The 21,174-nt window shown below is 66.9% G+C and carries 23 protein-coding genes and 2 pseudogenes; 11 read left to right on the top strand and 14 right to left on the bottom strand.

Annotation, left to right across the window (positions count from 1 at the left end):
• Positions 1-559 (bottom strand): transposase (locus tag ACZ4V1_RS35320; RefSeq protein ID WP_468345088.1); only part of this gene is annotated, 559 nt, incomplete at its 3' end.
• Between the two features lie 316 nt (positions 560-875).
• Here ACZ4V1_RS35320 and ACZ4V1_RS35315 point away from each other — a divergent pair.
• Entirely contained in the window at positions 876-1,097 is a 222-nt protein-coding gene (locus tag ACZ4V1_RS35315) for a hypothetical protein (protein ID WP_468345086.1), read from the top strand.
• Between the two features lie 10 nt (positions 1,098-1,107).
• Here ACZ4V1_RS35315 and ACZ4V1_RS35310 read toward each other — a convergent pair whose 3' ends face one another.
• Positions 1,108-1,542, bottom strand: a complete 435-nt coding sequence (locus ACZ4V1_RS35310) for a hypothetical protein (protein ID WP_468345083.1) — start codon at positions 1,540-1,542, stop codon at positions 1,108-1,110.
• Between the two features lie 238 nt (positions 1,543-1,780).
• Positions 1,781-3,261 (bottom strand): annotated as a pseudogene (locus tag ACZ4V1_RS35305) (NF041680 family putative transposase); the annotation flags it as partial.
• Positions 3,262-3,384: 123 nt separating this feature from the next.
• Between ACZ4V1_RS35305 and ACZ4V1_RS35300 the strand changes: the two are divergent.
• Positions 3,385-3,732 (top strand): hypothetical protein, encoded by a 348-nt coding sequence (locus ACZ4V1_RS35300; protein ID WP_468345080.1) that lies wholly within the window; start codon positions 3,385-3,387, stop codon positions 3,730-3,732.
• A 676-nt stretch (positions 3,733-4,408) separates the two neighbouring features.
• On the opposite strand, the gene ACZ4V1_RS35295 is transcribed toward ACZ4V1_RS35300, so the two are convergent.
• A complete protein-coding gene (locus tag ACZ4V1_RS35295; RefSeq protein ID WP_468345077.1) occupies positions 4,409-4,999 on the bottom strand; it encodes a TetR/AcrR family transcriptional regulator in 591 nt (196 codons plus the stop codon).
• 129 nt (positions 5,000-5,128) lie between these two features.
• Between ACZ4V1_RS35295 and ACZ4V1_RS35290 the strand changes: the two genes are divergently transcribed.
• A complete protein-coding gene (locus ACZ4V1_RS35290) occupies positions 5,129-5,860 on the top strand; it encodes an SDR family oxidoreductase (protein ID WP_468345074.1) in 732 nt (243 codons plus the stop codon).
• A gap of 312 nt (positions 5,861-6,172) precedes the next feature.
• Positions 6,173-6,616, top strand: coding sequence for a DUF6228 family protein (locus tag ACZ4V1_RS35285; protein WP_468345071.1), 444 nt, complete (start codon positions 6,173-6,175; stop codon positions 6,614-6,616).
• A gap of 27 nt (positions 6,617-6,643) precedes the next feature.
• Here ACZ4V1_RS35285 and ACZ4V1_RS35280 read toward each other — a convergent pair whose 3' ends face one another.
• The 4 genes from ACZ4V1_RS35280 to ACZ4V1_RS35265 all read right to left on the bottom strand — a co-directional run bounded on the left by ACZ4V1_RS35280 (position 6,644) and on the right by ACZ4V1_RS35265 (position 9,760).
• Positions 6,644-7,177 carry a hypothetical protein gene (locus ACZ4V1_RS35280; protein ID WP_468345068.1) on the bottom strand — a complete coding sequence of 178 codons (534 nt, stop codon included), beginning with the start codon at positions 7,175-7,177 and terminating at the stop codon, positions 6,644-6,646.
• A 564-nt stretch (positions 7,178-7,741) separates the two neighbouring features.
• The gene (locus tag ACZ4V1_RS35275; RefSeq protein WP_468345065.1) at positions 7,742-8,077 is read right to left on the bottom strand and encodes a helix-turn-helix domain-containing protein; all 336 of its coding nucleotides are present in this window, start codon (positions 8,075-8,077) and stop codon (positions 7,742-7,744) included.
• The gene (locus tag ACZ4V1_RS35270; RefSeq protein ID WP_468345062.1) at positions 8,074-9,009 is read right to left on the bottom strand and encodes a tyrosine-type recombinase/integrase; all 936 of its coding nucleotides are present in this window, start codon (positions 9,007-9,009) and stop codon (positions 8,074-8,076) included. The genes ACZ4V1_RS35275 and ACZ4V1_RS35270 overlap by 4 nt, the downstream gene beginning before the upstream one ends.
• A 499-nt stretch (positions 9,010-9,508) precedes the next feature.
• A complete protein-coding gene (locus tag ACZ4V1_RS35265) occupies positions 9,509-9,760 on the bottom strand; it encodes a hypothetical protein (protein WP_468345097.1) in 252 nt (83 codons plus the stop codon).
• A gap of 155 nt (positions 9,761-9,915) precedes the next feature.
• On the opposite strand from ACZ4V1_RS35265, the gene ACZ4V1_RS35260 reads away from it, so the two are divergent.
• Complete coding sequence (locus tag ACZ4V1_RS35260) at positions 9,916-10,650, top strand: dienelactone hydrolase family protein (protein WP_468345059.1); 735 nt, start codon at positions 9,916-9,918, stop codon at positions 10,648-10,650.
• A 333-nt stretch (positions 10,651-10,983) separates the two neighbouring features.
• Here the strand turns inward: ACZ4V1_RS35260 and ACZ4V1_RS35255 are convergent, their stop codons facing one another.
• Complete coding sequence (locus ACZ4V1_RS35255) at positions 10,984-11,745, bottom strand: transposase (protein ID WP_468345056.1); 762 nt, start codon at positions 11,743-11,745, stop codon at positions 10,984-10,986.
• A gap of 262 nt (positions 11,746-12,007) precedes the next feature.
• On the opposite strand from ACZ4V1_RS35255, the gene ACZ4V1_RS35250 reads away from it, so the two are divergent.
• The 4 genes and pseudogenes from ACZ4V1_RS35250 to ACZ4V1_RS35235 all read left to right on the top strand — a co-directional run bounded on the left by ACZ4V1_RS35250 (position 12,008) and on the right by ACZ4V1_RS35235 (position 15,063).
• Positions 12,008-12,241 carry an SMI1/KNR4 family protein gene (locus ACZ4V1_RS35250; RefSeq protein ID WP_468345053.1) on the top strand — a complete coding sequence of 78 codons (234 nt, stop codon included), beginning with the start codon at positions 12,008-12,010 and terminating at the stop codon, positions 12,239-12,241.
• A 174-nt stretch (positions 12,242-12,415) separates the two neighbouring features.
• Entirely contained in the window at positions 12,416-12,631 is a 216-nt protein-coding gene (locus ACZ4V1_RS35245; RefSeq protein WP_468345050.1) for a hypothetical protein, read from the top strand.
• A 117-nt stretch (positions 12,632-12,748) separates the two neighbouring features.
• A pseudogene (locus ACZ4V1_RS35240) lies at positions 12,749-14,432 on the top strand (ISAzo13 family transposase).
• A gap of 184 nt (positions 14,433-14,616) precedes the next feature.
• Entirely contained in the window at positions 14,617-15,063 is a 447-nt protein-coding gene (locus ACZ4V1_RS35235; protein ID WP_468345047.1) for a hypothetical protein, read from the top strand.
• A gap of 51 nt (positions 15,064-15,114) precedes the next feature.
• On the opposite strand, the gene ACZ4V1_RS35230 is transcribed toward ACZ4V1_RS35235, so the two are convergent.
• Entirely contained in the window at positions 15,115-16,146 is a 1,032-nt protein-coding gene (locus ACZ4V1_RS35230) for a NucA/NucB deoxyribonuclease domain-containing protein (RefSeq protein ID WP_468345044.1), read from the bottom strand.
• Positions 16,147-16,301: 155 nt separating this feature from the next.
• Here ACZ4V1_RS35230 and ACZ4V1_RS35225 point away from each other — a divergent pair, with 155 nt between their 5' ends.
• Complete coding sequence (locus ACZ4V1_RS35225) at positions 16,302-16,454, top strand: hypothetical protein (protein WP_468345041.1); 153 nt, start codon at positions 16,302-16,304, stop codon at positions 16,452-16,454.
• Positions 16,455-16,579: 125 nt separating this feature from the next.
• Here ACZ4V1_RS35225 and ACZ4V1_RS35220 read toward each other — a convergent pair whose 3' ends face one another.
• A complete protein-coding gene (locus ACZ4V1_RS35220) occupies positions 16,580-17,389 on the bottom strand; it encodes a transposase family protein (RefSeq protein ID WP_468345094.1) in 810 nt (269 codons plus the stop codon).
• 123 nt (positions 17,390-17,512) lie between these two features.
• A complete protein-coding gene (locus tag ACZ4V1_RS35215; RefSeq protein WP_468345038.1) occupies positions 17,513-17,971 on the bottom strand; it encodes a carboxymuconolactone decarboxylase family protein in 459 nt (152 codons plus the stop codon).
• An 86-nt stretch (positions 17,972-18,057) separates the two neighbouring features.
• Here ACZ4V1_RS35215 and ACZ4V1_RS35210 point away from each other — a divergent pair, with 86 nt between their 5' ends.
• Positions 18,058-18,933 carry a sigma-70 family RNA polymerase sigma factor gene (locus ACZ4V1_RS35210; RefSeq protein ID WP_468345035.1) on the top strand — a complete coding sequence of 292 codons (876 nt, stop codon included), beginning with the start codon at positions 18,058-18,060 and terminating at the stop codon, positions 18,931-18,933.
• 189 nt (positions 18,934-19,122) lie between these two features.
• Here ACZ4V1_RS35210 and ACZ4V1_RS35205 read toward each other — a convergent pair whose 3' ends face one another.
• The gene (locus ACZ4V1_RS35205) at positions 19,123-20,244 is read right to left on the bottom strand and encodes an IS630 family transposase (protein WP_468345091.1); all 1,122 of its coding nucleotides are present in this window, start codon (positions 20,242-20,244) and stop codon (positions 19,123-19,125) included.
• Positions 20,245-20,278: 34 nt separating this feature from the next.
• Positions 20,279-21,070: a 2-keto-4-pentenoate hydratase gene (locus ACZ4V1_RS35200; RefSeq protein WP_468345033.1), complete on the bottom strand. Its 792-nt coding sequence runs from the start codon at positions 21,068-21,070 to the stop codon at positions 20,279-20,281.
• Positions 21,071-21,174: the final 104 nt, after the last annotated feature.

Genomic DNA, 21,174 nt, shown 5'->3' with positions numbered 1-21,174 from the left:
GGCCGGCCGCGACAAGCCGCTCAACGACCTCACGGATCTGCATGGTGGTCACTACGGCGACGTCGACACCGGGCTCCAGACGGACCGCGTCCAGCACCGCCGTCCAGGACGTGCGGCCGGTCTCCAGCGCGACCACCACCGAGTACGGCCAGCCGGGCACCATCTGATGCTTGCCCACATCTCGGCCGAAGGTGTGGCAAAAGGACCGGTCAGCGCAGGTGTTGGCGTCCGGTCGCAGCCACGGTGATACATCCACCGCCAGCACGAGCCGACCGTCCGCCGCCCTCGGCAACGGCACCTCAGCCAGGGCACGACGCAGCCGTGCGACGTCAATCCGGCCCTGGTTGAGCCCGCCGTACAGACCTCCGTGCCCACGGCGGTGCTCGGGAGTAAGCGCGAGATCAACCAGCGTGCGGACCGGCCCGTCCGTACACAGCAGCGCGTCGCATAACTCGAACAAGGCGTCACCCCGTGCGGTCAGGCTCCCGTACAGCTCCGACCGGAAGTGTGACACTTCCGCGAACGCATCCCGCAGGACGCCCTGATGCACCAAACTCACGACCACGGCCTTCGCGCTGATCCACTCTGTGACGGAGCACAGGATCAGACGAAGGCCGCCTACACGTCCGCCGAACTGCGAAAACGTCGATTAAGTTCGAGCCGCGTTCGACGCCGTTCGTTAAATGACAAGGTGAGTGCCTGTTTGGATACCTGCGCCGCCTCGACGCCGGGGCCTTGCTCCGGAGCTGGCGTCGGGGTTGAAGAACATCGGAGCAAGAGCTGGCGCTTGCACTCTCCGTGATCGGGCGTGTGTGACTGCGCTGGTCGGATCGACAGCACCATAATGATCTGTCATGAAGCGAACACTCACTGTGATGACCCTGGTGGTCTCGTCCACAATCCTGGCCATGGGCGCCGCCTCTGCCGCGCCCGCATCCCCCTCCAGCACTTTGGCGGCGGACGAACCCCCGCCCTCGGAGGGCGCCGACCTGGATTGCATCGTGAAGGCTGGCCGCGACGTCACCGCCACCGACCCCAGTAAGGCGACGGTAGAGCTCCACGAGGCCGTCGCCGCGCGCGGCTGTCGTATTAGTTAAATGCCGTCTTTCAGTCGGCCTGCTGTGGCGACTGAAGGGTGAAGCGCTCGGTGCCCTGCTTGCGCAGCGGGGCACCGAGCGTTGCCGTGCAGCCCCCGGTTGGCCACGCCGCGTCTGAGCAGGCGGCGCCCGGTCCCGCCGCAGATAGTTTCGATCCGATGTTCCTCAACCCCCGCGTCAGGGCTGTACTGGTAATTGGACCGGCCTGGACGAAGACGGTGGTCACCGTGATCATCGGCCTTCTCGGCATAACTCCATTCCGGGTGCGCGAGCCGTTCTGGTCTGCCGCCACCGTGACGTTTTCCCGGAACGGCGACTCGTGCCGCATCAGGCGAGAAGCGGCCTTGATCTGGGCTTCTGAGGTACCCAAACAGGCACTGAACTTGTTGTTTAACCTCGGCGTGAGATGACACGAACGAGCGACTCGGTGGGCCAGCAGAGCCATGCGAACAGGGAACTGGTGACCACGAACCAGTGGATGCTGACCCTGCCCTGTTCTTTTTCCAGGATCGGTGGGGCCTCGTCCCGGTAGATGTAGCGAAGGTATCGGCGGCGGATCGGCGCTCCGGCGATCAGCAGTACCGGTGAGGAGATGAAAACAGCCACCGGGACAAGAACTCTCACGATGGCGATCTTCGCCTTCTCCTCATATCGCATGCGCTCAGTGTGCTGACGTCTGTGTTGCCTGTCAGCCTGCCCTGCGGGGTTTGGTGCCGACCTTGTGATGGGGCCGGTCGCTGGTATGCCTCGCCGCCGGCGAGGACTCGTCCCACGTCGTGGCGGGTTGCGGGGCGCCGGTTCTCCAAGCCTGGCGGGCGTCCGGGTCCGGGTGTGGTGGGTTTCGGTGCCCCGGCCGGAGAGCCCGTCGTCGTGCGGAGGTTCCGGAACCCGCGCCGGACGCGGGCGGGGGTGAGTTTGTGCGGCGGTGCCGGCTTCTCCCACGGCCGCCGGAGGTCAGTAGCGAGGGGCCGGGCGAGGCGGAGCTGGGTGTGGGCGGCGAGGACCAGCCAGGTCCAGCGGTCGGCGCCGGCCGAGTCGCGCAGGCGGGGCCGCGTCCAGCCGAGGGTCTGCTTGAGCATCCGGAAGGTGTGCTCGATGTCGAACCTTCGCAGGAACGCCTGCCAGCACCGGTCGACGTCAGCGGGTGTGGCGTCGGTGCGTGACCACCAGAGCCAGACCGGCTTGTTGATTCCGCCGGAGGGCAGGTGTTCGACGGCCAGGCGGATGACGGTGCCCTCGATAACGGGCAGCGGCCCGTCGTGCTCCAGCCAGGCGGCCCGCTGGGTCAGACGCGGGTGCAGCCGGTCCCATGCCTGGGTGGTGGCCTTGCCGTAGAGGCGGGTGGCGGTGACCGTGGCGGCTTGCTCGGTGCCCCAGGTGGTGGGGTCGCCGAAGACGAACTCCCCGCCGTGCTTGGGCGGCCGTCCGCCCTTCGGGTTGGACCGGAGGAACTCCTCCCGCGAGGGTGCGGGGCGGCGCATCACTCGGTCCGAACGGGTCCGGCCCGGGACCTCGACGGGCAGGCCGGACAGCAGATAGGCGATGCGCGGGGCGTCGTAGCCGGCGTCCAGCACGACCAGGATCTCCGGGTCTCCTTCGTCCACTGGCCTGCGGCGACGAGCCGTTCGACCACCTCGCGGACCTGGTCGGCGGTGACAGCGGCCAGGTCGGCGCCGGGGGCCAGGCGGACCGAATCCAGGAACGCGGTCCAGGAGGTGCGTCCGCTTTCGAGGGCGACGACGACAGAGTATGGCCAGCCGGGCATCATCTGGTGCTTCGCGCTGCCGCGGCCGTAGGTGTGGCAGAACGAGCGGTCCGGCACGGTGCCGGCGCCCGGCCGAAGCCACGGCGAGACGTCCACCGCCAGGACCAGCCGACCGTCCGCGGTCCTCGGCAGCGGCACCTCGGCCAGGACCCGCCGCAGCCGGGCGACGTCCACCCGGCCGCGGTTGAGACCGGCGTAGAGGGCGCCGTGACCCCGGCGGTGCTCGGGCGCCAGCGCGAGGTCGACCAGCGACCGCACCGGCCCGTCGGTGCACAGCACCGCGTCGGTCAGCTCGAACAACGCGTCCGCGCGGGCAGTCAGGCAGTCGTAGAAGTCGGTCCGGAACCGGGACAACACGGTCAGGGACTCGACGCGAACAGCGTCGTACAGCAGACTCACCCTCGCGGCCTTGGCATGATCAACAGCGTCTCGACAACGCACATGATCACACCAAGGCCGCACTGCTGTCGCATCAGCCCTTGCAGGGCAGCGGGCACTCAACTCGGTTGCGCGGCACGGTCGTTGAAAAACAAGCTGAAGAACACCGATGCCGAGCTGATCAGACCAGGCATAGACCTCGACACCGCAGGTGACGGCATCGGCCACGCCAGGGCAGTGCTCCACGAGGGGTTCGCCGACGCCCATGCAACTGTGGAGATCGAAGGGCCGGAGAAGCTGGCGCGCATGGCGGGAGAGCTGTCCCAATCCCTCTCGGCCTGTATTGCTGCTCTGGATGCGACCACGCTCGGGGGAAGTTCCGGCACCCCGGTAGCCGTTCCGGAGTCACAGCGGATCAGACGGTTCCCGGACCACGCATCCACAAAGCGCAGCCAGTTCGTTGAGCACGCCAGAAGGACCATCGACGTGTGAACGGGCCACCGGAACGGCTTCGGTGGACCAGGTCGATTGAGACGAGCACCAGCATCCGCATACGACGATCCAGATCACTTGAGATTCGAGATCACCGACCGTCTCAAATGATGTGGTCGCCGCAGGTCGCAGCCCTGGGCGTGGACCAGATCATTTGAGACGGGACACGGATGCCCACGGTGCTGCATGTGCGCTGCCCAGATCGTCTCCGGGAGGAGGCCTACCAGCAGGTCTGGAGCTGTTGGCGGACTTGTCTCCGGTGGTGCAGGCGCTGCCGCCGACCGCGGCTCTCGTGAAGCTGAAGGGAGCACTGTGCATGCGGGAAGGGCTTTGACATCCCCTGCCCAACACGCCCCGACGAATCGCCAGGGAACGGGCGTCCGAACGAGGCTGCCACGGGCTCTGGCGGTAGTGGCGCAGACAGTGAGCCTTTCCAACCTGCGTCGGCAGCTTGCCAGTTGGCCTGACAACGTGGTGAAGCCCCTGGTAGACGGGTTTTCGACCAAGAGAACCATGTCCACCAGAGGCATAGCGTGATTGTCTACCCGTCCGGCGTCGGGCATGTCCAGCTCTGCCCGCTCGACGACAAGACCGCGATGCGGTAGGCGGACTCCGCGCGAGCACTACTGGAACAGGCCGCTGAACAGCAGCTTCGATGATGTCCGGGCTTCTGCCGTCAGTTTTCGGGGGGCCCCGGCGGCGCAGGTTTCAGTCCGTCCAGGGTGAGGTCGAGGAGGCGTTCGGCCTGCTCTCGCTGCTCGGGCTTGGCCGAGGTGAGGGCGATACCAGCGAGGGCGGCGAACATGTCGGTCGCGCTGATGTCGGACCGGATCGTTCCGGCGTCGGCATTGGCGTCCATGAGGGAGGAGAGGGCGGCCTGAATCATCTCGTGGCTGTCGGCGTAGGGATTGGTTCCCGAGTTGACGACGGCTCGCAGGGCGTCGGCCATGCCGAGTTTGGCGGTGGCGTAGTCGATGAAGCGGCGAGTCCAGGCTCGCAGGGCATCAGGCGGCGACATCGCAGCAAGGAGGTCGGGGACGGCGTCGCACAGCCGGGCCACCTCGTTGCGGTACGCCGTCTCGATCAGAGCTTCCCTGGTCGGGAAGTTGCGGTAAAGGGTACCGGTTCCCACACCCGCTTCTCTGGCGATGCGCTCGAAGTGGGCATCCAGTCCCTCCTCAGTGAACACGCGCACCGCGGCGGCCAGGATCTTGTCCCGGTTCCGCTGTGCGTCAGCCCTCAGCGGGCGCCCTGCATCTCGGGCCATCAATGGTTCTCCCCTGTCCCCATTTGCTAAGTGGAGGCGCCGCCACTTAGTGTGGATGAAGTGGCGGCTCCTCCACTTTCACTGTAGGGCATACCCGCCCCCATTCCTCTCCTGGAAGGACTGTCCATCATGTCGGGAATCGATGGCAAAGTCGTGGCGATCACGGGCGCCAGCAGCGGCATCGGCGAGGCAACCGCGCTCCTGCTCGCCGAGCGCGGCGCGAAGATCGTCCTCGGGGCACGCCGCCCGGAGCGTCTTGAGGCCCTGGCTGCCCGCATCGAAGAGGCTGGCGGTGAAGCCGCCTGGGCCCGCACGGATGTGACGCGACATGAGGACCTTTCCGGCCTCGTCAAGCTGGCACGCGATCGATACGGCAAGCTCGACGTCCTCGTCAGCAATGCCGGGATCGGTCTGATCTCCCGTCTGGATGACCTGCGCGTCGAGGACTGGGAGGAGATGATCGACGTCAACCTCAAAGGGGTCCTGTACGGGATCGCCGCTGCCCTCCCCGTCTTCCGGATGCAGGGCTTCGGGCACTTCGTCAACATCGTGTCCACCGCCGGACTGCGCATCGTGCCGCTCCAGTCGGTGTACGCCGGCACGAAAAACGCCGTGCGCACCATCTCCGAGGGTCTGCGCCAGGAGGCCGGCGACAGCCTGCGCGTGACCGTCGTCTCGCCCGGCGCCGTCCGCACGGACTTCGCAGAGCGCATGGATCCGGCTGTGAAAACCCAGATCGACAAGATGATGGAAACCGCTCTTTCGCCGGACGCGGTGGCCCGCGCCATCGCCTTCGCCATCGAACAGCCGGACGGTGTCGATGTAGGTGACATCGTCGTTCGCCCCACTGCCCAGGGATAGGCCGCCTGCGCAGCCACGCCGCACCACACACATTCCTATCGCACCCACGGATACCCCCAGCTGACGCACACGGACCGACCCCCGAGTTCCCCCTGAAAAAGCTTCAGTTCAGCTGAACCCACGGGCCTTTAGGGGACCGATACTGGTGGGCTCGCGTATTCAACTGTCGCCAGTTGATCAGTCTGGCTCCGGAATCACTACTGACCGTGACCCTCCTGGCGGGGATCTGGGTGTGGAGCCCCCGACGACGGGACGTAGCACCGCGACGTAATGGTGATGGCCGGGCCGCGTTGGCGTCCTTATCCTCAGTGGGTGAGCCTGATCGAGGTGGTTCCTGGGCAGGTCGAGCTCGTCGTTCGGGGGGCGGGGTCGCAAGCACCCTCTATCCGGTTGCTCGACTGGTCGCGGACAGATGAGTTCGAGGTCGTATGCGCCGTGGAGGCTGTCGATGACGGCCTACGCGCACGAATCGGTGCTGTGACCGTGTCTGCCTGGGACGGTGCGGGATACCTGACCGAGTTTCTCGACGGTCTTGTGCGCGACTTCCGCGGTTGGGAGGGCGAGCGGTCTTGGGTCAACAACGAGCTGGTCGTGACAGCGACTTTCGGTTCGGGCGGTCACGTGTGTCTGAGCTGGACCCTGCGAGCCGACCTCTTCTCCAGCGGCTGGGAGTGCACTGTAACGACCGTGATTGACGCTGGTGAAGAGCTGAAGACCGTCGCTGCCGAAGCGCAGGAATTCTTCCGCCAGGGGTAGCCGTCCCAGTAGCCCCGAAGCAAGCACTCATGCGCGCTCAGGCTCTCGGAACTGGAGGGCTTCCAACTTCTCTGGTTCCGGGAGGAACCCAGCCTGTTGGTGACCTTGCGTGATCTCCTGGAGAGTATCGGCTCCAGATCCCACCGCTCTCTCTGAGGACGCGGCTGGTGGTCTGGGGACGGACTTGGAGTGTGGGCAGCGGCGGCTCTGCTTGGCCCAGTTGAGGACGGCCCTCAGACAGGTGCGGCCGTGTTCGGTGTTCTCGGCGAACCAGGCGTCGATGTCGAGCTGGCCGCAGGACGAGAGGGTGCTGTCCCGGGTGCTGAGCCACCGCAGGAAGGCGGTCGCGTGCTTGATCTGCTCGGCTGCGAAGCAGCGGACGCTCGGCGTGATGTGACTCCGATCGGCCCGTTGCCGTAGGTGGGGAAGGACGTGCCAGGTCGCGAAGAGCTCGATCGTCTTGACGTGCTCGGGATCGGCGATGTCTGTCAGGTGGCCGGGCAGCCATCGCTGGAAGGAGCAAATGTACTTGTCGGCGGCGGGCAGGACTCCGCTGGCCATCAGGAGTCCTTCCAGGTGAGCTGCTGCCCGCCCAGGGCTGGAGTTCGTGGAAGGCGTCGTGGGTCAGAGGGACCTCGCCGAGCCCGAGCCGCCGCAGTAGCTGGGAGGCGTTTCCCGGCTGGCCGCGGGGCATCTCCAGCCAAGCCAGCCCGCTTCTGGGCTTGTCCATCGCCACCAGCAGGGTGAGCAGGGGCGTCAGCGCGGGGCGGACGCGGCCTGTGCCGTCGTCCAGGAGGGCGGTCAGCCGGTCGGTGAGGGTGCAGCGTTCGCAGAGTCGGCCGCCGAGGAGTTTGCCTTCGAAGCCGCAGCGCGAGCAGTCGAAGGTCTGGGAGAAGCCGGCGCAGGTCGTGCAGATCGCGGAGCCGTCGACGGGGCGAAGTCCGGGGCGGGCACGGTCCTGGCCGCATCCGGGGCAGGTGCCTCGTGTCCGCAGCGCGCGGTCCGAACAGGTCCGGCAGACGTAGCCGTCCGGCCAGGTGCCGGCCTTGTGTCTGCGCTGGCCGCAGCGGCAGCACTCGGTCATGTACCAGCGTTCGTACTGCTCGTCGGTGGCGTAGGGGCGGCTCATGCCTCGGGCAGGATGCGGGCCGCGCGGGGCCGGAGCTTCGCGACATTGGAGGGCGGGGTGGGCAGGTCGCCGGTGGCGGTCTTTCGGACGCCGGCGTTCTCGGCGGTGGTGGCCACCAGGTCCGCCGGGGTGCAGGAGAGGATGTCACAGAGCGCGGACAGGGCCCGTAACGACAGCCTTTCCGGTGTGCCGGAGACCATGCGGTGGACCTGGGAGGCGGAAAGGTCGATGCCGCGCTCGCGCAGCAGCGGCACAAGCTCGGTCGCGGTGAAGATGTGGCGCTGGGCCATCAGCTCACGCAACCGCCAGGTGTAGCCGACCTTGCGCTTCATGCCTGCTTCCCGTTCTGGGCGTGGAGGGCGGCGGCGACGGTGGCGTCCAGGTGCCGGCGCAGGGTGCGGGTGCGGAAGTCCGAGGAGACGCAGGTGTAGATGGACGTGGTGCTGGCGTGCTCGTGGCCGCCCTGTTCCTGGACGAAGCGAGGGTCCCAGCCGTCCTCGATCAGGTGGGTGACGTAGGACTTTCGGAAGGAGTGGTAGTCCAGCCCGTCGTCCAGGCTCAGGGCCTTGCGGTAGGCGATGAAGCGGGAGTTGATGCGCTGGCAGCCGATCCGCAGTCCGCGTTCGGAGGGCCAGGCCGCGGGGTTGCCGTCGGTGCCCAGCAGCGGGCGGCCCTCGGTGATCCACTCGTCCAGGACATCGGGGGTCCAGCCGAACACGGTCAGTACGCCGCGGCGCTTGGGCGGGGAGCCCTTCTTGACCTTGCCGAACCGGACCTGGCAGCGGCCGAACTCGCCGTATTCGGCGCCGTGCGGGTTGCGGCCGAAGGCGGCGGCGTGGAGCATCCGCGTCTCGTTGCGCCGCAGCCCGTAGGCGTAGGCGGTCTTGAACAGGGTGGCGTCACGGAATGCCGGCAGCCAGCCCTTGCGGCCGAAGGCCCTGATCCGGGCGACCTCGTCGTCGCAGTGTTTGAAGAACGCGTGCAGCCCGGCCTTGGTGAACGCCCGCTTCTTCGCGTCGGCCTCGTTGTCCTGGACGTGCACGGCGGTGTTCCACTCGTGAACGACCTGGACAGGGTGGGTGCCGAACCGTTCCTCGCACGTGGTCGCCCAGTCGTAGACCGGGTCGGTGACGAAGTGGCAGAACGCCCGGACCGCCTCCGAGTAGGACCGGATCGTGGAACGGCGCAGGTCCCGCAGTGATCGCAGGTCGCCGAGCCACTCGTCGACCATCGCCGGCGTCCAGTGGCATGGGTAGGTGTTCACGTACGCGGCGAACGCTTTGACCGGTGTTCTCCCGGCCCTCCACCGTCGTCCGGGCCAGGTTCCGCGCGAGCTGCTGGTTGGCGAACCCGGTCAGTATCGCGGTGAAGACCTGTTCCTCCGGCCGCAGCAGCGCGACTCCGTCCACCAGGTGCAGCCGTGCCGCACCTGGGATCGACCCGTTGAACCCCACCGGCCCACCATCCTTCCATCCTTCGTCACTCGCGTCGTTTGCGAGAAAACCGCATCTGACGCGAGTCGACGGACAAACGCAGGTCAGTCAGCCAGACGAGTGACACGGACTGGCGCCATCACCACGCCCATCGCTACCGTCGCCACCAGCAGGCGGGGCCAAAATCCATGGTCAGCACGCTGGTGGCTGCCGTTGACTACGACGATTCGCGAACCGTCGCGAGTTCGCATCAGATGCAATTGGCGGCGCTTGGAACATCGGTACAGCAGTTATCGGTAAGAACGATCTTGGTGGGTGTGAGGGCGCCGATCAGCGCGTTGCAAGGTCTGCACGACGTGTCTTAATCTCGCCGCCGTCGTCCTCGTCCAGCTCCGGCGCGTCCGGATCGCGCAGCGGTCGCAGGGCGCCGGTGGCCGGGACGCTGGCGGCGAAGCTGTAGCGGCAGCGGCCGAGCAGGTTCAGGTTGCGGTGCTTGAGCTGGACCGCGCTGTGAACTGGGGTGCCGACGTCGGCTTTTGCCCGGTGGGATAGGCTGTGCGGCCATGACGACCGGGACGGCATTGCGCCACACACGGATTGGTGACCCGGCGCTCCTCTGAGCGCCGTACGGGCCGGTGCGGGCCCGCTGTTCGATCGAGGCACTTGCGCTGCTGCGCGGGCTCCGCCTCTGTCGTGTTGATCACAGGCTCTACACATCAACCACGACAGGAGAATTCATGCCCATCAAGACGCTGCAGATTCCCACCACGGACGGTCAGGCCGACGCCTTCGCCGCCTTCCCCGACAACGGCGGGCAGCACCCAGGTGTACTGATGTACGCGGACGGCTTCGGCATCCGGCCCGTGCTGAGGGAGATGGCCCATGAACTGGCCGGGCACGGGTACTACGTGCTTGTCCCCAACACCTTCTACCGGCACGGCCCGGCACCGGTGATCGACCTTCCCGAGCACATCGGAGAAGAGGTCCGGCCCGCGATCATGGCCCAGTTGATGCCGTTGATCGAGGCGCACACCGCCGAACGCGGCCTGAGTGACACCGACGCCTACCTCAGGTTCCTCACCACCCAGCCCGAGGTCGCCGCCGGGCCGGTCGCGGTGACCGGTTACTGCATAGGCGGCCTCCTGGCGATGCGCACCACAGCGGCTCACCCCGGCCAGGTGGCCGCTGTCGCCGCATTCCACGGTCCCGTGGGCGCGGACGGGCTCGACGCCCTCGCCGAGATCACCGCCCAGGTCCACTTCGGCCATGCCGAAAGCGATCTGACACCCGAGGCCCTGGGCGAGCTCAACCAGGCACTGGACGCCGCGAAGGTCGACTACACCTCCGAGATCTACCCCGGCACCGTCCACGGGTTCACCATGTCCGACACCGACGCCTTCAACCCCGCCGGGCTGCAGCGCCACTGGGACCGCCTGCTCCCCCTTCTCGACCGCGCACTGGCCAACAGCTGAGGTTCCGGATCGGAAACCTGAAGTACACGGCGGCGACCAACAGACGGCCCGGCAGGCCGCACCGATGTCGGCATGGCCGGCCGCTGGTCCGCCCGGCCACCGAACGCTGGATGGCCGGGCGGACCAGCCGACTTCGTTCGGGAGCTTTCGGCCGGCCCGGCGCAATTGTTCGCCGTCGCCGCCGGGGCGTCCCCGGCGAGTGGGGCATCCCAGGACGCGACGGCTGTCTCAGTCAATCAAGCCCACACAGGTCAGCGGCATCCGTGGCAACTGCCTTCACTGAGAGAAGACAACTCGCGGTCGGTCAGGCAGCCTGAACGAGACCGGCGGCGGTCAGGTCCTGCTCGCGCAGCGGGGTGAAGTCGACGCCGAAGCGCGCCGAGCGGCCCGGTCGGAGACCAGGGTGGCGATGGCCAGGTGGGTTTCGGCGTAGGTCTCGCGGCGCCCGGTGTACCGCCGTAGTGGGTGCCACTGGCGGAGGTCGGCGTTGGCGTGCTCGACGCAGATCCGACGAGAAGATTGCCGGCGTCGCAACTCGCGCCATCCGTACCCTTGAGTAAGGGACGCATTGTCGATGTCCTTCGGCTTGCTCGGGGGTGCGCTGACCTGGTCGGGAAACTCGTTGGCCAGACCGCGGTACCCGTCGTCGACCTCGGCCTTCACCGCCGGATGCATCCGGAACCGCTCGGCGATGCCCTCGGTGCGGACCGCCGTCTGGTCGTGCATCCGGCCGGGCCGTACGGCGCCGGACCACAGAGTGCGCCCCTGGTGGTCGCTGATCGTGGTGGTCTTGATCGTGTTCTGCTTGCGTTTGCCGGAGACGAACGCCCGCCGTCCCGGAGAGTGGGCCTTCGGGCGGCGGACCTGGGTTTCGGTCCCGTCGATGCGCCACGTGATGTTCTCGGCCGCGGCGTAGGCGAACACGTCGTCCAGCGTGTGCAGCCGGATGCCGGGCCGGTCGGGCACGGCGAACCCACGCGCCGCCAACAGTGGACGGATCTCGCCGATCGCCCGCCCGATCGTGGAAGAGCCCACCTCGTAGATCACACCGAGCGCCTCATGAGTCAGCCCAGTCCGCAGGTGAACAAGCGTCACCAGGACCCGGTCGGTGAAGACCAGCACGTACTTCGGCCCGGCGCCGGCCTTCCGCCTCCGGGCCCCGTGCCGCCGCTGCTGCCGTCCTGACTCGCACCGTGCGTCCCAGCGCGGTGCGAGCGATGCTGGGCCGAAAGCCCGCAGAACGCACGGTGGGACATGGCGTCACGAGCCTTCTTGATCTGGACACCCCAAGAACCCACACGGGCGTCGTCATGTCACGGCAGACTCCAGTGGGTCGCTCCTGCCTACCCTCACCCGTATGACGATCGACTGGATAGCGGAAGCCCAACGCCTGGCCCATGGGCGACGCTTTGACGAGTTCAGCAACCCGTCCTTGGGGCAGGAGTCCTCCCCAGCGCCGCTGTCCGAAGCACAGGTCTGCGAGGCGGAGGCGGAACTGGGCATTATCTTTCCCGTCGAGTACCGGGAGTACTTGCTCCGACAGAGCGCTGGCGGCGTGATGAACCGCCTATGCCGAACCGCGGCAGGCTGAGGCTGGCAGGGAGACTCAAGCACCAACTACGACCTGCTCACCATTGCCTTCCCACATCCTGACTCCTACCGCGCTTACGAAGACGAGCTGGACGCACGCGAGCCGCTGGAAGAGAACTTCCCGGACCATGATGCCTACCAGCAGGCATGGAAACAGTGGGATGCGGAGTACGAGGTGTTCCAGGGACGCAAGACGTCCGGCGCCGTGTTCATCCGGGACAATGGCTGTGGCTTCTCGACCCTGCTCGTCGTCACTGGTCCGAACCGAGGCACCATGTGGTTCGACGGCCGCGCGACCTGTGACCAGATCCTCCCGCTCTACCTGGACGGTCGGCCTGTGTCGTTCACGGACTGGCTCGGTCGGAATTCCATGGATCTGCTCGACTGGTGAACGTGCCGAGCGGACGCCCGGCCAGGTCAGGAGCCGTCGGATCAATCGCGAGTCAGGTCGTTAGGGCTCGCAGAGAAACAAGGTGTTGCTTCCCGTGATGCGGATCGTTGTTGTGGTATGGGCGTCTCTGACGAGGTCCGCCGTCAACTCGTTGTGAAGTTCGGGGTGTTGTTCCCGTATCTGGACGAGCGGCAGCGGCGGCTGGTGTTGGGGGCCGAGGCCCGGATCCTGGGGCACGGCGGGATCCGGGCGGTCGCGAGGGCAGCTGAGGTCAGCGAGACGACGGTCCGCAAGGGCGTCGACGAGCTGGAGGCCGGCGAGGAACCTCTTGGCCGAATGCGCAGGCCCGGTGGTGGCCGGAAGAAGGCCGTGGACCTTAATCCGGGTGCGGCCCGCGCTGCTGGCGCTGGTGGAACCCGGCGAGCGGGGCGGTCCGATGTCGCCGCTGCGCTGGACGGTGAAATCAACCAGGAGCCTGGCGGCCGAGCTCACCCACGGCGGGCACCGGGTGAGCGCGGACACGGTCGGGGACCTGCTGCGGGAGGGGGGCTTCAGCCTGCAGGCCGGAGCCAAGACCATCGAGGGCAGGCAGTATCCGGACCGTGACGCCCAGTTCCGCTACATCAACGAGCAGGCCAGAGGGCACATGGGCGCCGGCCAGCCGGTGATCAGCGTGGAGGCGAAGAAGAAGGAACTCGTCGGCGACTACAAGAACGCGGGCCACCAGTGGCGGCCGGCCGGTGAGCCGGTCCTGGTCAAGATGCACGACTTCCTGGACCGGCAGGGACCGGGCAAGGCGATCCCCTACGGGATCTATGACCTCGCCGCGAACACCGGCTGGGTCGGCGTCGGCAGTGATCACGGCACCGCCGCGTTCGCCGTCGCCTCCATCCGCCGCTGGTGGCAGGCCCGGGGCCGGCACGACTATCCGGCCGCCACCCGTCTTCTGATCACTGCGGACGCAGGCGGGTCCAACGGCTACTGCACCCGCGCCTGGAAGACCGAACTCGCCGCCCTGGCCGCCGAGACGGGCTTGGACATCACGGTCTGCCACATGCCGCCGGGCACCTCAAAGTGGAACAAGATCGAGCACAGGCTGTTCTCCCACCTCTCCATGAACTGGCGCGGCCGGCCGCTGACCAGCCACGACGTCGTCGTGAACAGCATCGCGGCGACCACCACCCGCGCCGGCCTGACCGTCCACGCCCAACTCGATCCGGGCACCTACGACACCGGCATCAAGGTCACCGACAGCGAAATCGACGCCCTGGCCATGCACCGGCACCAATTCCACGGCGACTGGAACTACACCCTCCACTCCCGACCTCGCGACCCCACCAGTGCACCCACGTCCCCAGGGCCGGCTGGCAGCACGTCCCCGCAGCCTTGCACCGGGTGCCTACGCAACCCGGAGCTGACCGGAATGCCCGAACCGGCGCTGGCCGAACTCGTCGACCAACTGACCGAGAAGGTGGACGAGTTACGTGAGCAAGACCGGCTCCGACAGCGAGCAGGCGAACGCATCCGTGCCCGGGGCGCTGGGGCCAAAAACAAGCTGACAACCGCCGACAGAGTCCTGGCCACCGTGCTCTACCTGCGCAAACTCGGCACCCGCGACTTCCTTTCCCAGCTCTTCGGAGTCAACACCAGCACCCTCACCAGGGCCGTTCACCAGGTCCAGCCTCTCCTGACCGAACACGGCTACACCGTTCGACCCTCGACGGCCAGGTTCTGGACACCCGCTGACGTCACCGCGTTCCTCGCCAGCAGCAACCCTACGAAGATCAAACCAGCATGTTGATTCTCTGCGAGCCCTTAGAGGTCGTACAGTAGGCCCTGCGGAGCAGCCAGGGCCCCTGTGCTTGCAGCCATTCCTCGGCGCCCGCTGGCTAGGCGCCGGCACACATGGACGGAGAGGCCAGCCTTCATATCGCGAGTTCCCTGCCCGGTAGTGTCTGAATCGCGGCCGCGGAAAGGAATCACGCATGGTGTTGCTGAGGCGTCAGGAGCTCGCAGTCGACGTTGAGTTCTACGCGCTGTGGGCCGAAGATGCTGACGAGGCGGATCCTGGTGAGAGCCCTGACCCAGTGGAGGCGGGCCTTCTCCTCTCTACGGATCGGCATCTGCGTATCGGCACCGGTGGTCACACGCACCAGGCCGCGTTCGTTACGGAGGTCTGGGACGAGGAGCCCCCTCAGGCGGAAGTGGGCGCTTGGGAGGGGAGCGCGGATGCTGAGTGGTACTGCAGGTCTGGTGAGGTGATGTTGTGGTCGTACGGTGGGCCGAGCGAACCGGTGATCGAGCTGGGAAGGCCCGACACGTGGTGGCGCGTGCGGGTTCAGGTGGCCGGCCGACGGCGTGTGCGGGAACTGGCGCAGCAGGAAGGTCCAGTCGGGGTGGAGCGGTTCCTGCTGCAGTTCTGGCCCGTCTGAGCCGGGGGCGGGCTGTGCGCCTGTCTCCCCACAGCCCGCCCCCGGAACTGTTCAGGTGATTTTGATGAGGAACCCGTCGTCGGATCCGTCGATGATGCGGTTGAGACGGTAGAAGTCAGCCATGAGCCGGCCACCCGCGCCGTTGTCTTCCTTGGGTATGGGCCTGGCCGAAAAGTTGTCCTTTGGTGCCTTTTGCTGGGGGTCGTACTTCTTCAACGCCTGTGCGGCGCCCTGGTAGGTGGTGGCGAAGGGAAACTCGTCGCATTCCTTGCCGCCACTGGCGTAGTTGTTGCCCCAGTACTTCTTGCAGGTTTTGATGGCTTCGTTTCGGTTGTCCTTGCGCCGCTGCGCATCGTGGTACAAGCGGTTCAGCGGCCGGTCAGCAGTGAGTCCGGGCAGGCTTTTGGCGTTGTTGACTGGTTTGGTCGCCTTCGGCGTGGTGTAGGCATCCTTGATGTGCTGGGCGGCCAACCGTTCCTTGGCACCGGCCTTGGTGCTGAACGGCATGGCAACCACATAGCTGAAGACAGCGCCACCGCTGCTGGAGATGTACCTGGCGGAATCCCAGCCGGGTGCCAGGAAGAACAGTGTGCCGGAGAGCGCGCCCGTCATCCTCCAGCCTCCGGTGGGCTTGAGGCTCACCGACGGCTGGTAGACCGCGAAGACAGTGTCGTCCGGCTTGGAGCCCTGACCCTTGTTGACCGTCAGAGTGTGAAGGAAGCCTGGCGTCGGCTGGGCCTTGAGCGCGGCCCAGCTCTGCGCTCCTGGTATCAGACCGCCCTGGTGTGTCTGAGCGGTGGCCGGCCACTTCTGCGGCACGACCACCGAAGGCGTGATCATCAGTCCGCTCACACCTGTGACGCCCGTCTGGTCCAGGTGGGTGTAGGGGCACTGGACCTCCATCGTGCGACTGCCCTTCGCCACAGTGCCGATGGCGAGCAGTACGAAGGAGCTCTGGCCGACAGGCGTGCCGTTGCGGACCCAGGTCTGCATGAACTGGGCCCCCGAGCAGACAGCAAAACGCGACTTGATGAAGAACTTCTTATCCCTCCCCAGCCCCTTCTCACACTCTGCCGCTGTCATCGTGTGGGCAGGTTCCGGGTACAGGCCGGCAGCCGCCGTAGTGGTGCTCAAGGCTCGCGGTGCAGGGGCCGTTCCCCCGATGGGCTTGAGGATTTCGGTGCGTACGAGGCTGCAGGCCCCACCGTTTCCATGGCCGCCATGGGTTCATCACCGAGATGACTCGGCTGTATGAGCTGACGGCCGGAGTCGAACTCCTGCTGGGCCTGTTCCAAGCTGGGCAGGTCAGCGCCTACGGGTGCCACAGAAGACACCATCTCCAGGTCAGCCGTCCCCTCTTCGGCATGGACGGGAGCACCACTCATCTGTGACATCAGCAAAGCTGCCGCCACGGCGCCGATGAGCAGTCTGGCTTTCGGTCTGGTACGCGAGAAGACAGAGTCGAGCCGCAATGTTCCCCCAAGGGTCTCGGTCAGTGAGGTTTTCTCAGTGAAGGTCATTTCCAGTGCCCGTTGAGGACGAGTGCGGCGCGGGCTATGTCACCGATTCTGCTGGGGCTGAGGGTGACATGCTTGAGGGTTCGCCAGCGTTCCTTCAGTTCCGCCGCGGTCCGCTCGCCGCGAGCCCTCACGTGTCTGATCAGCGCTTTCGTGGCGCGAGTTCCTCGGTCCAGGGCGGTCTCGGAGTGGCCTTTGGGGCGGCGTACCGGCACGTGAATGCCGATGCCAGCACCGATGTAGCCCTTGTCGGCGAGCGTGGGAAGCCCGTCGGCGGCGGCCTTGTACAGCGCGGGCAGCACGTGGATACGGGCTGCGGTGATATCCGGGGTAGAACCCGGCTTGACATCGGAGACCCACAACGGGGTGCCGTCCGGCGCGGCCAGGAACTGAATGTTGCCGCCGAAGCTCTTGTGCTTCTGGGAGAACCACAGGTCGTTGCCGTTCTCCCGGACCCCGGCCAGCCGGTCGCAGGCGATCAGCGTGCCGTCCAGCACCACGTGTGTCATCCCCTCGGCGCGGCAGTGGTCCAACACCTCGTGCAGATCAGGAGCTTGGGCGGTCAGCACGCCGATGCCCTCATGGAGGTAGCGGTAGCCGGTGGCCTGCGAGATCCCGGCGTCCCGGGCCAGGCAGTGCACGCAGCCGTGTTCTCGGAACCAGCGCAGCACCAGTACTGCCTGGCGGAACGGGCTCAGGGCGCGAGAGCCCTTCGGCGTGCCGATCCCGCGCCGGTGGGCGGCCAGCAACCGGGCGAGGAACTCCACGATGTGGCGCGGGACGTCGAGCGCGGCAGCATAGGTGACCAACGTGAAGCCTCTGGTTCGAGCGGACATGATCTTGGCGGACAGTCCTACCAGGGCTTCACGCCTGCCCGGCCTTGTGGCTCTTACCCACTGGCGAAGCCTCAGTGGGTAAGAGCCACGCTGGGCTCAGCCCCAGGTCTTGCCAGCCGGTTCGTTGATGGTGCGGTTGATCCGGTTGAAGAAGTTGGTCAGCGCGATCTCCAGGTTGATCGCGCCGATCTGCTCCTCGGTGAAGTGGGCGTTGACCTCTTCCCAGATCTCGTCGGTGACGCCCGGCGCACCGTCCTGCAGCCGGGTGGCGGCCTCGGCCAGCGCCAGTGCCGCGCGTTCCGCATCGGTGTAGAACGGCGCCTCGCGCCACGCTGCGACGTTGTGCAGCCTCTCGTCGGTGTCACCAGCCTTCTTCCCTCCGGAGACACTGGCGTAGACGCACGCCGAGCAGCTGTTGATCTGGCTGGCGCGCAGGTGGACCAGCGCGAGCAGCTTTGGGTCGACGCCCCCGGCGGCGATCGCCTTCTGGAGGTGCTGGATCGCGGTCCACACATCGGGGTTGTTCGTGTTCTTGTTCTTGAGCCGGTTCTCCATACGGGAGTGCTCTCCTTCATCGGGTTACGTTGCGGCGCCTGCGCGCGTCATCCCTATGACGGAGCAGCTTCCAGAGAGGTAACAACATGGCCGGCACCCACCCCACGGACCCGATCGCCGATGCCTTCGAGTCCCACCGTGCACGGCTCCGCGCCGTCGCCTACCGCATGCTCGGATCACATGCCGATGCGGAAGACGTGGTCCAAGAGGCGTGGCTGCGTCTGTCCCGCCAGGACACCGCCACCATCGACAACCTCGGCGGCTGGCTGACCACCGTGGTCGGCCGCATCAGCCTCGATGTCCTGCGGTCGGGCCGGACACGCCCAGAAATCTCCTTCGACGACCAGCTACCCGAATTCACCGTGACGCTCGACGACGCTCCCGCCCCGGAAGACCTCGCGGCAATCGGGGACTCCGTCGGCCTCGCGCTTCTCACGGTCCTCGACTCGCTGCGCCCTGACGAACGACTGGCGTTCGTGCTGCACGACGTATTCGCCGTGCCCTTCGCGGAGATCGGCACCATTCTCGGCAAATCCGCCGACGCGACCAAAATGCTCGCCAGCCGAGCCCGCAGGAAGGTACAGGCCACCCAGCAGCCGGCAAGCGCCGGACGACAACAACGCGAGGTGGTCCAAGCCTTCCTGGCCGCAGCCCACGACGGCCGGTTCGAGCAGTTGCTGCAGGTTCTCCACCCTGAAGTGAAGTTCACCGTCCACACCCCGAACGGCACGTTCGTCACGCTCGGGGCCACCGAAGTCGCCACCCGCGCGCGAGTGGCCGGTAGCGCGGCACGAGGACATGCGGCGACCGTCAACGGCCACCCCGGCGTCATCTGCTGGCGCGAAGACGGCACCCCGCTCTCGCTCCTCGTCTTCACCGTCGCCGATGGCCACATCACGGCGATCACCGCCGTGGTCGACCCGGCCAAACTCGCGCTCATGGACCTGCCGGACCCGGTGTGACTCCATAGCCTCTGAGGAAACCTCAGTGGCCCTCGATCGATTTCTGGCACCCTCGACTCGATCACCAGGACACGAACCCGATCAAGCCGGTTATGAGCCAGTCACAGCGGCGCGAGTGGCCGAGCTCGTCAGCTGCTCTCTCGCGGCGGGTCGGCACTGAAGGGACGGCTTCCGAGCCCAGGTCGGCCGCTAGTGTCCTGCGCCAGAGATCCGTCGACAGAAGCGGGCGAGGGAGTCGAGGATCTCTTCGGCTGTCTTGGTCCAGATGAACGGCTTGGGGTCTTCGTTCCAGTCCTTGACCCAGGCGCGGATGTCGGCTTCGAGGGCCTGGATGTTCTTGTGTGCACCGCGGCGGATCATCTGGTGGGCGAGGTAGCCGAACCACCGCTCGACCTGGTTGATCCAGGACGAGCCGGTCGGGGTGAAGTGCAGCTCGAACCGCGGGTGTTTGGCCAGCCAGGCCCTGATCGCCGGGGTCTTGTGGGTGCCGTAGTTGTCCACGATCAAGTGGACCTGCAGGTGAGCGGGCACCTCCTTGTCGATCCGGATCAGGAACTTCTTGAACTCCACGGCCCGGTGCCGGCGGTGCAGGGCCGTGATGACTTCGCCCGTGGCGACGCCGAAGGCGGCGAACAAGGTGGTCAGGCCGTTGCGGACGTAGTCGTGGGTGCGCCGCTCGGGCATGCCCGGCATTATCGGCAACACCGGCTGGGACCGGTCCAGGGCCTGAATCTGCGACTTCTCGTCCACCGAGAGCACCACCGCATGCTCGGGCGGGTTGAAGTACAGCCCCACAACGTCGTAGACCTTCTCCACGAACAACGGGTCCGTCGACAGCTTGAACGTGTCCGCCAGATGCGGCCTGAGCTGGAACTGGCGCCAGATCCGGCCGACCGTGGACTTCGACAGGCCACTGTGCTCGGCCATCGACTTCCGCGACCAGTGCGTGGCGTTCTTCGGCACCTGTTCCAGCGTGGTGACCACCACCGCTTCCACCTGATCGACGCTGATGATGGGCGGCCGGCCCGGCCTCGGCTCGTCGGCCAGACCCTCCAGCCGTTCGGCAAGGAAGCGCCGCCGCCACTTGCGGACGGTGTCCGCGGTCACCCGCAGATCACGGGCGACCGCGACAATCGGCGGCACTTGCGGCCCCGCGCACGCCAGCACAATCCGCGCCCGCAGGGCCAGCGCCTGGGCCGATGTCGACCGACGCGTCCACCGCTCCAACACTGCCCGCTCGTCATCAGACAGCAGCAACGGTTCGAGCTTCGGGCCCCGACGAGGAACTGACGCACCAGCAGCAGAAGTCATACAACTACTAACGATCAACTACTGGCGCAGGACACTAGCGGAGGTGCAGCTCGACCGGCGGCAGATGGGGCGAGTGGGCGCGGACCGTGCTTGGGGCCTCCAGCGGGAGGCTGGCGTGCACGGCCCCGGCCAGGACCAGCTGTCCGGCACGCAGCCTGTCGCCGCAGCGGTGCAGCCGCCCGGCGAGCCAGGCCAGAGCGTGGAGCGGGTGGCCGAGGACGGCTCGGCCTTCCCCGGTGGCGACGGCAATGCCGTCGACGCTGACGACCAGCTGCTCGGCAGCCAGGTCCATGTCCGCGCTGAGCGGCACCTTCGGCCCGGTGACGACCCGGGCGCAGGACGCGTTGTCGGCGATGCTGTCCGCGACCCTGAGGGGCCAGCCGGTGAACCGGGTGTCGATCACCTCCAGGGCGAGGAACACCTCCTTCACCGCCGCCCGCGCCTCCTCGAAGCCCACGTTCTCGCCCGTCAGGTCGCAGCCGACCCGGAACGCGATCTCCGCCTCGACCCGCGGCTGCATCAGCGCGCACCGGGCCAGCGTGCTGCCGGCGGGCAGCATCATGTGATCCAGCAGGACGCCCGAATCCGGCTCGCCGACGCCCATCTGCTCCTGCATGGCCCGGGAGGTCAGCCCGGCCTTGTGGCCGACGACGCGGGCGCCGTCCGCGACCTGCCGGGCCACCACCGCCACCTGCACCCGGTAGACCATCGCCAGCGACAGATCCGGCCGCCGGACGGTCAAAGCTTCGATCGGGACCCGCCCCCACTCCGCCGCCAACAAAGCCGGCGCCGTAGCATCGATCCACTGGTCGTCCTGCTCGTCCAAGGCGATCCCTCCTAGGAGTCGTCTTCAAAGGTGCTCAAGTGATGAGGGATCATGCTTGTCGTGGTGCGTCGTCATGAGCTTTCGGATGCTGAGTGGGCTGTGTT

It is taken from the genome of Streptomyces sp. NPDC028991, from assembly GCF_055564775.1.
The sequence above is the reverse complement of the archived record's forward strand: the minus strand, read 5'-3'. Positions and strand labels throughout refer to the sequence as shown.

Excerpts from the sequence above, each read along its gene's own strand:
- ACZ4V1_RS35315 (WP_468345086.1), top strand. The coding sequence starts at position 876 with ATGACCCTGGTGGTCTCGTCCACAATCCTGGCCATGGGCGCCGCCTCT.
- ACZ4V1_RS35310 (WP_468345083.1), bottom strand. The coding sequence starts at position 1,542 with ATGGCTCTGCTGGCCCACCGAGTCGCTCGTTCGTGTCATCTCACGCCG.
- ACZ4V1_RS35295 (WP_468345077.1), bottom strand. The coding sequence starts at position 4,999 with ATGGCCCGAGATGCAGGGCGCCCGCTGAGGGCTGACGCACAGCGGAAC.
- ACZ4V1_RS35290 (WP_468345074.1), top strand. The coding sequence starts at position 5,129 with ATGTCGGGAATCGATGGCAAAGTCGTGGCGATCACGGGCGCCAGCAGC.
- ACZ4V1_RS35280 (WP_468345068.1), bottom strand. The coding sequence starts at position 7,177 with ATGGCCAGCGGAGTCCTGCCCGCCGCCGACAAGTACATTTGCTCCTTC.
- ACZ4V1_RS35275 (WP_468345065.1), bottom strand. The coding sequence starts at position 8,077 with ATGAAGCGCAAGGTCGGCTACACCTGGCGGTTGCGTGAGCTGATGGCC.
- ACZ4V1_RS35265 (WP_468345097.1), bottom strand. The coding sequence starts at position 9,760 with ATGCCGTCCCGGTCGTCATGGCCGCACAGCCTATCCCACCGGGCAAAA.
- ACZ4V1_RS35260 (WP_468345059.1), top strand. The coding sequence starts at position 9,916 with ATGCCCATCAAGACGCTGCAGATTCCCACCACGGACGGTCAGGCCGAC.
- ACZ4V1_RS35250 (WP_468345053.1), top strand. The coding sequence starts at position 12,008 with ATGACGATCGACTGGATAGCGGAAGCCCAACGCCTGGCCCATGGGCGA.
- ACZ4V1_RS35235 (WP_468345047.1), top strand. The coding sequence starts at position 14,617 with ATGGTGTTGCTGAGGCGTCAGGAGCTCGCAGTCGACGTTGAGTTCTAC.
- ACZ4V1_RS35230 (WP_468345044.1), bottom strand. The coding sequence starts at position 16,146 with ATGACAGCGGCAGAGTGTGAGAAGGGGCTGGGGAGGGATAAGAAGTTC.
- ACZ4V1_RS35225 (WP_468345041.1), top strand. The coding sequence starts at position 16,302 with ATGACTCGGCTGTATGAGCTGACGGCCGGAGTCGAACTCCTGCTGGGC.
- ACZ4V1_RS35215 (WP_468345038.1), bottom strand. The coding sequence starts at position 17,971 with ATGGAGAACCGGCTCAAGAACAAGAACACGAACAACCCCGATGTGTGG.
- ACZ4V1_RS35210 (WP_468345035.1), top strand. The coding sequence starts at position 18,058 with ATGGCCGGCACCCACCCCACGGACCCGATCGCCGATGCCTTCGAGTCC.
- ACZ4V1_RS35205 (WP_468345091.1), bottom strand. The coding sequence starts at position 20,244 with ATGACTTCTGCTGCTGGTGCGTCAGTTCCTCGTCGGGGCCCGAAGCTC.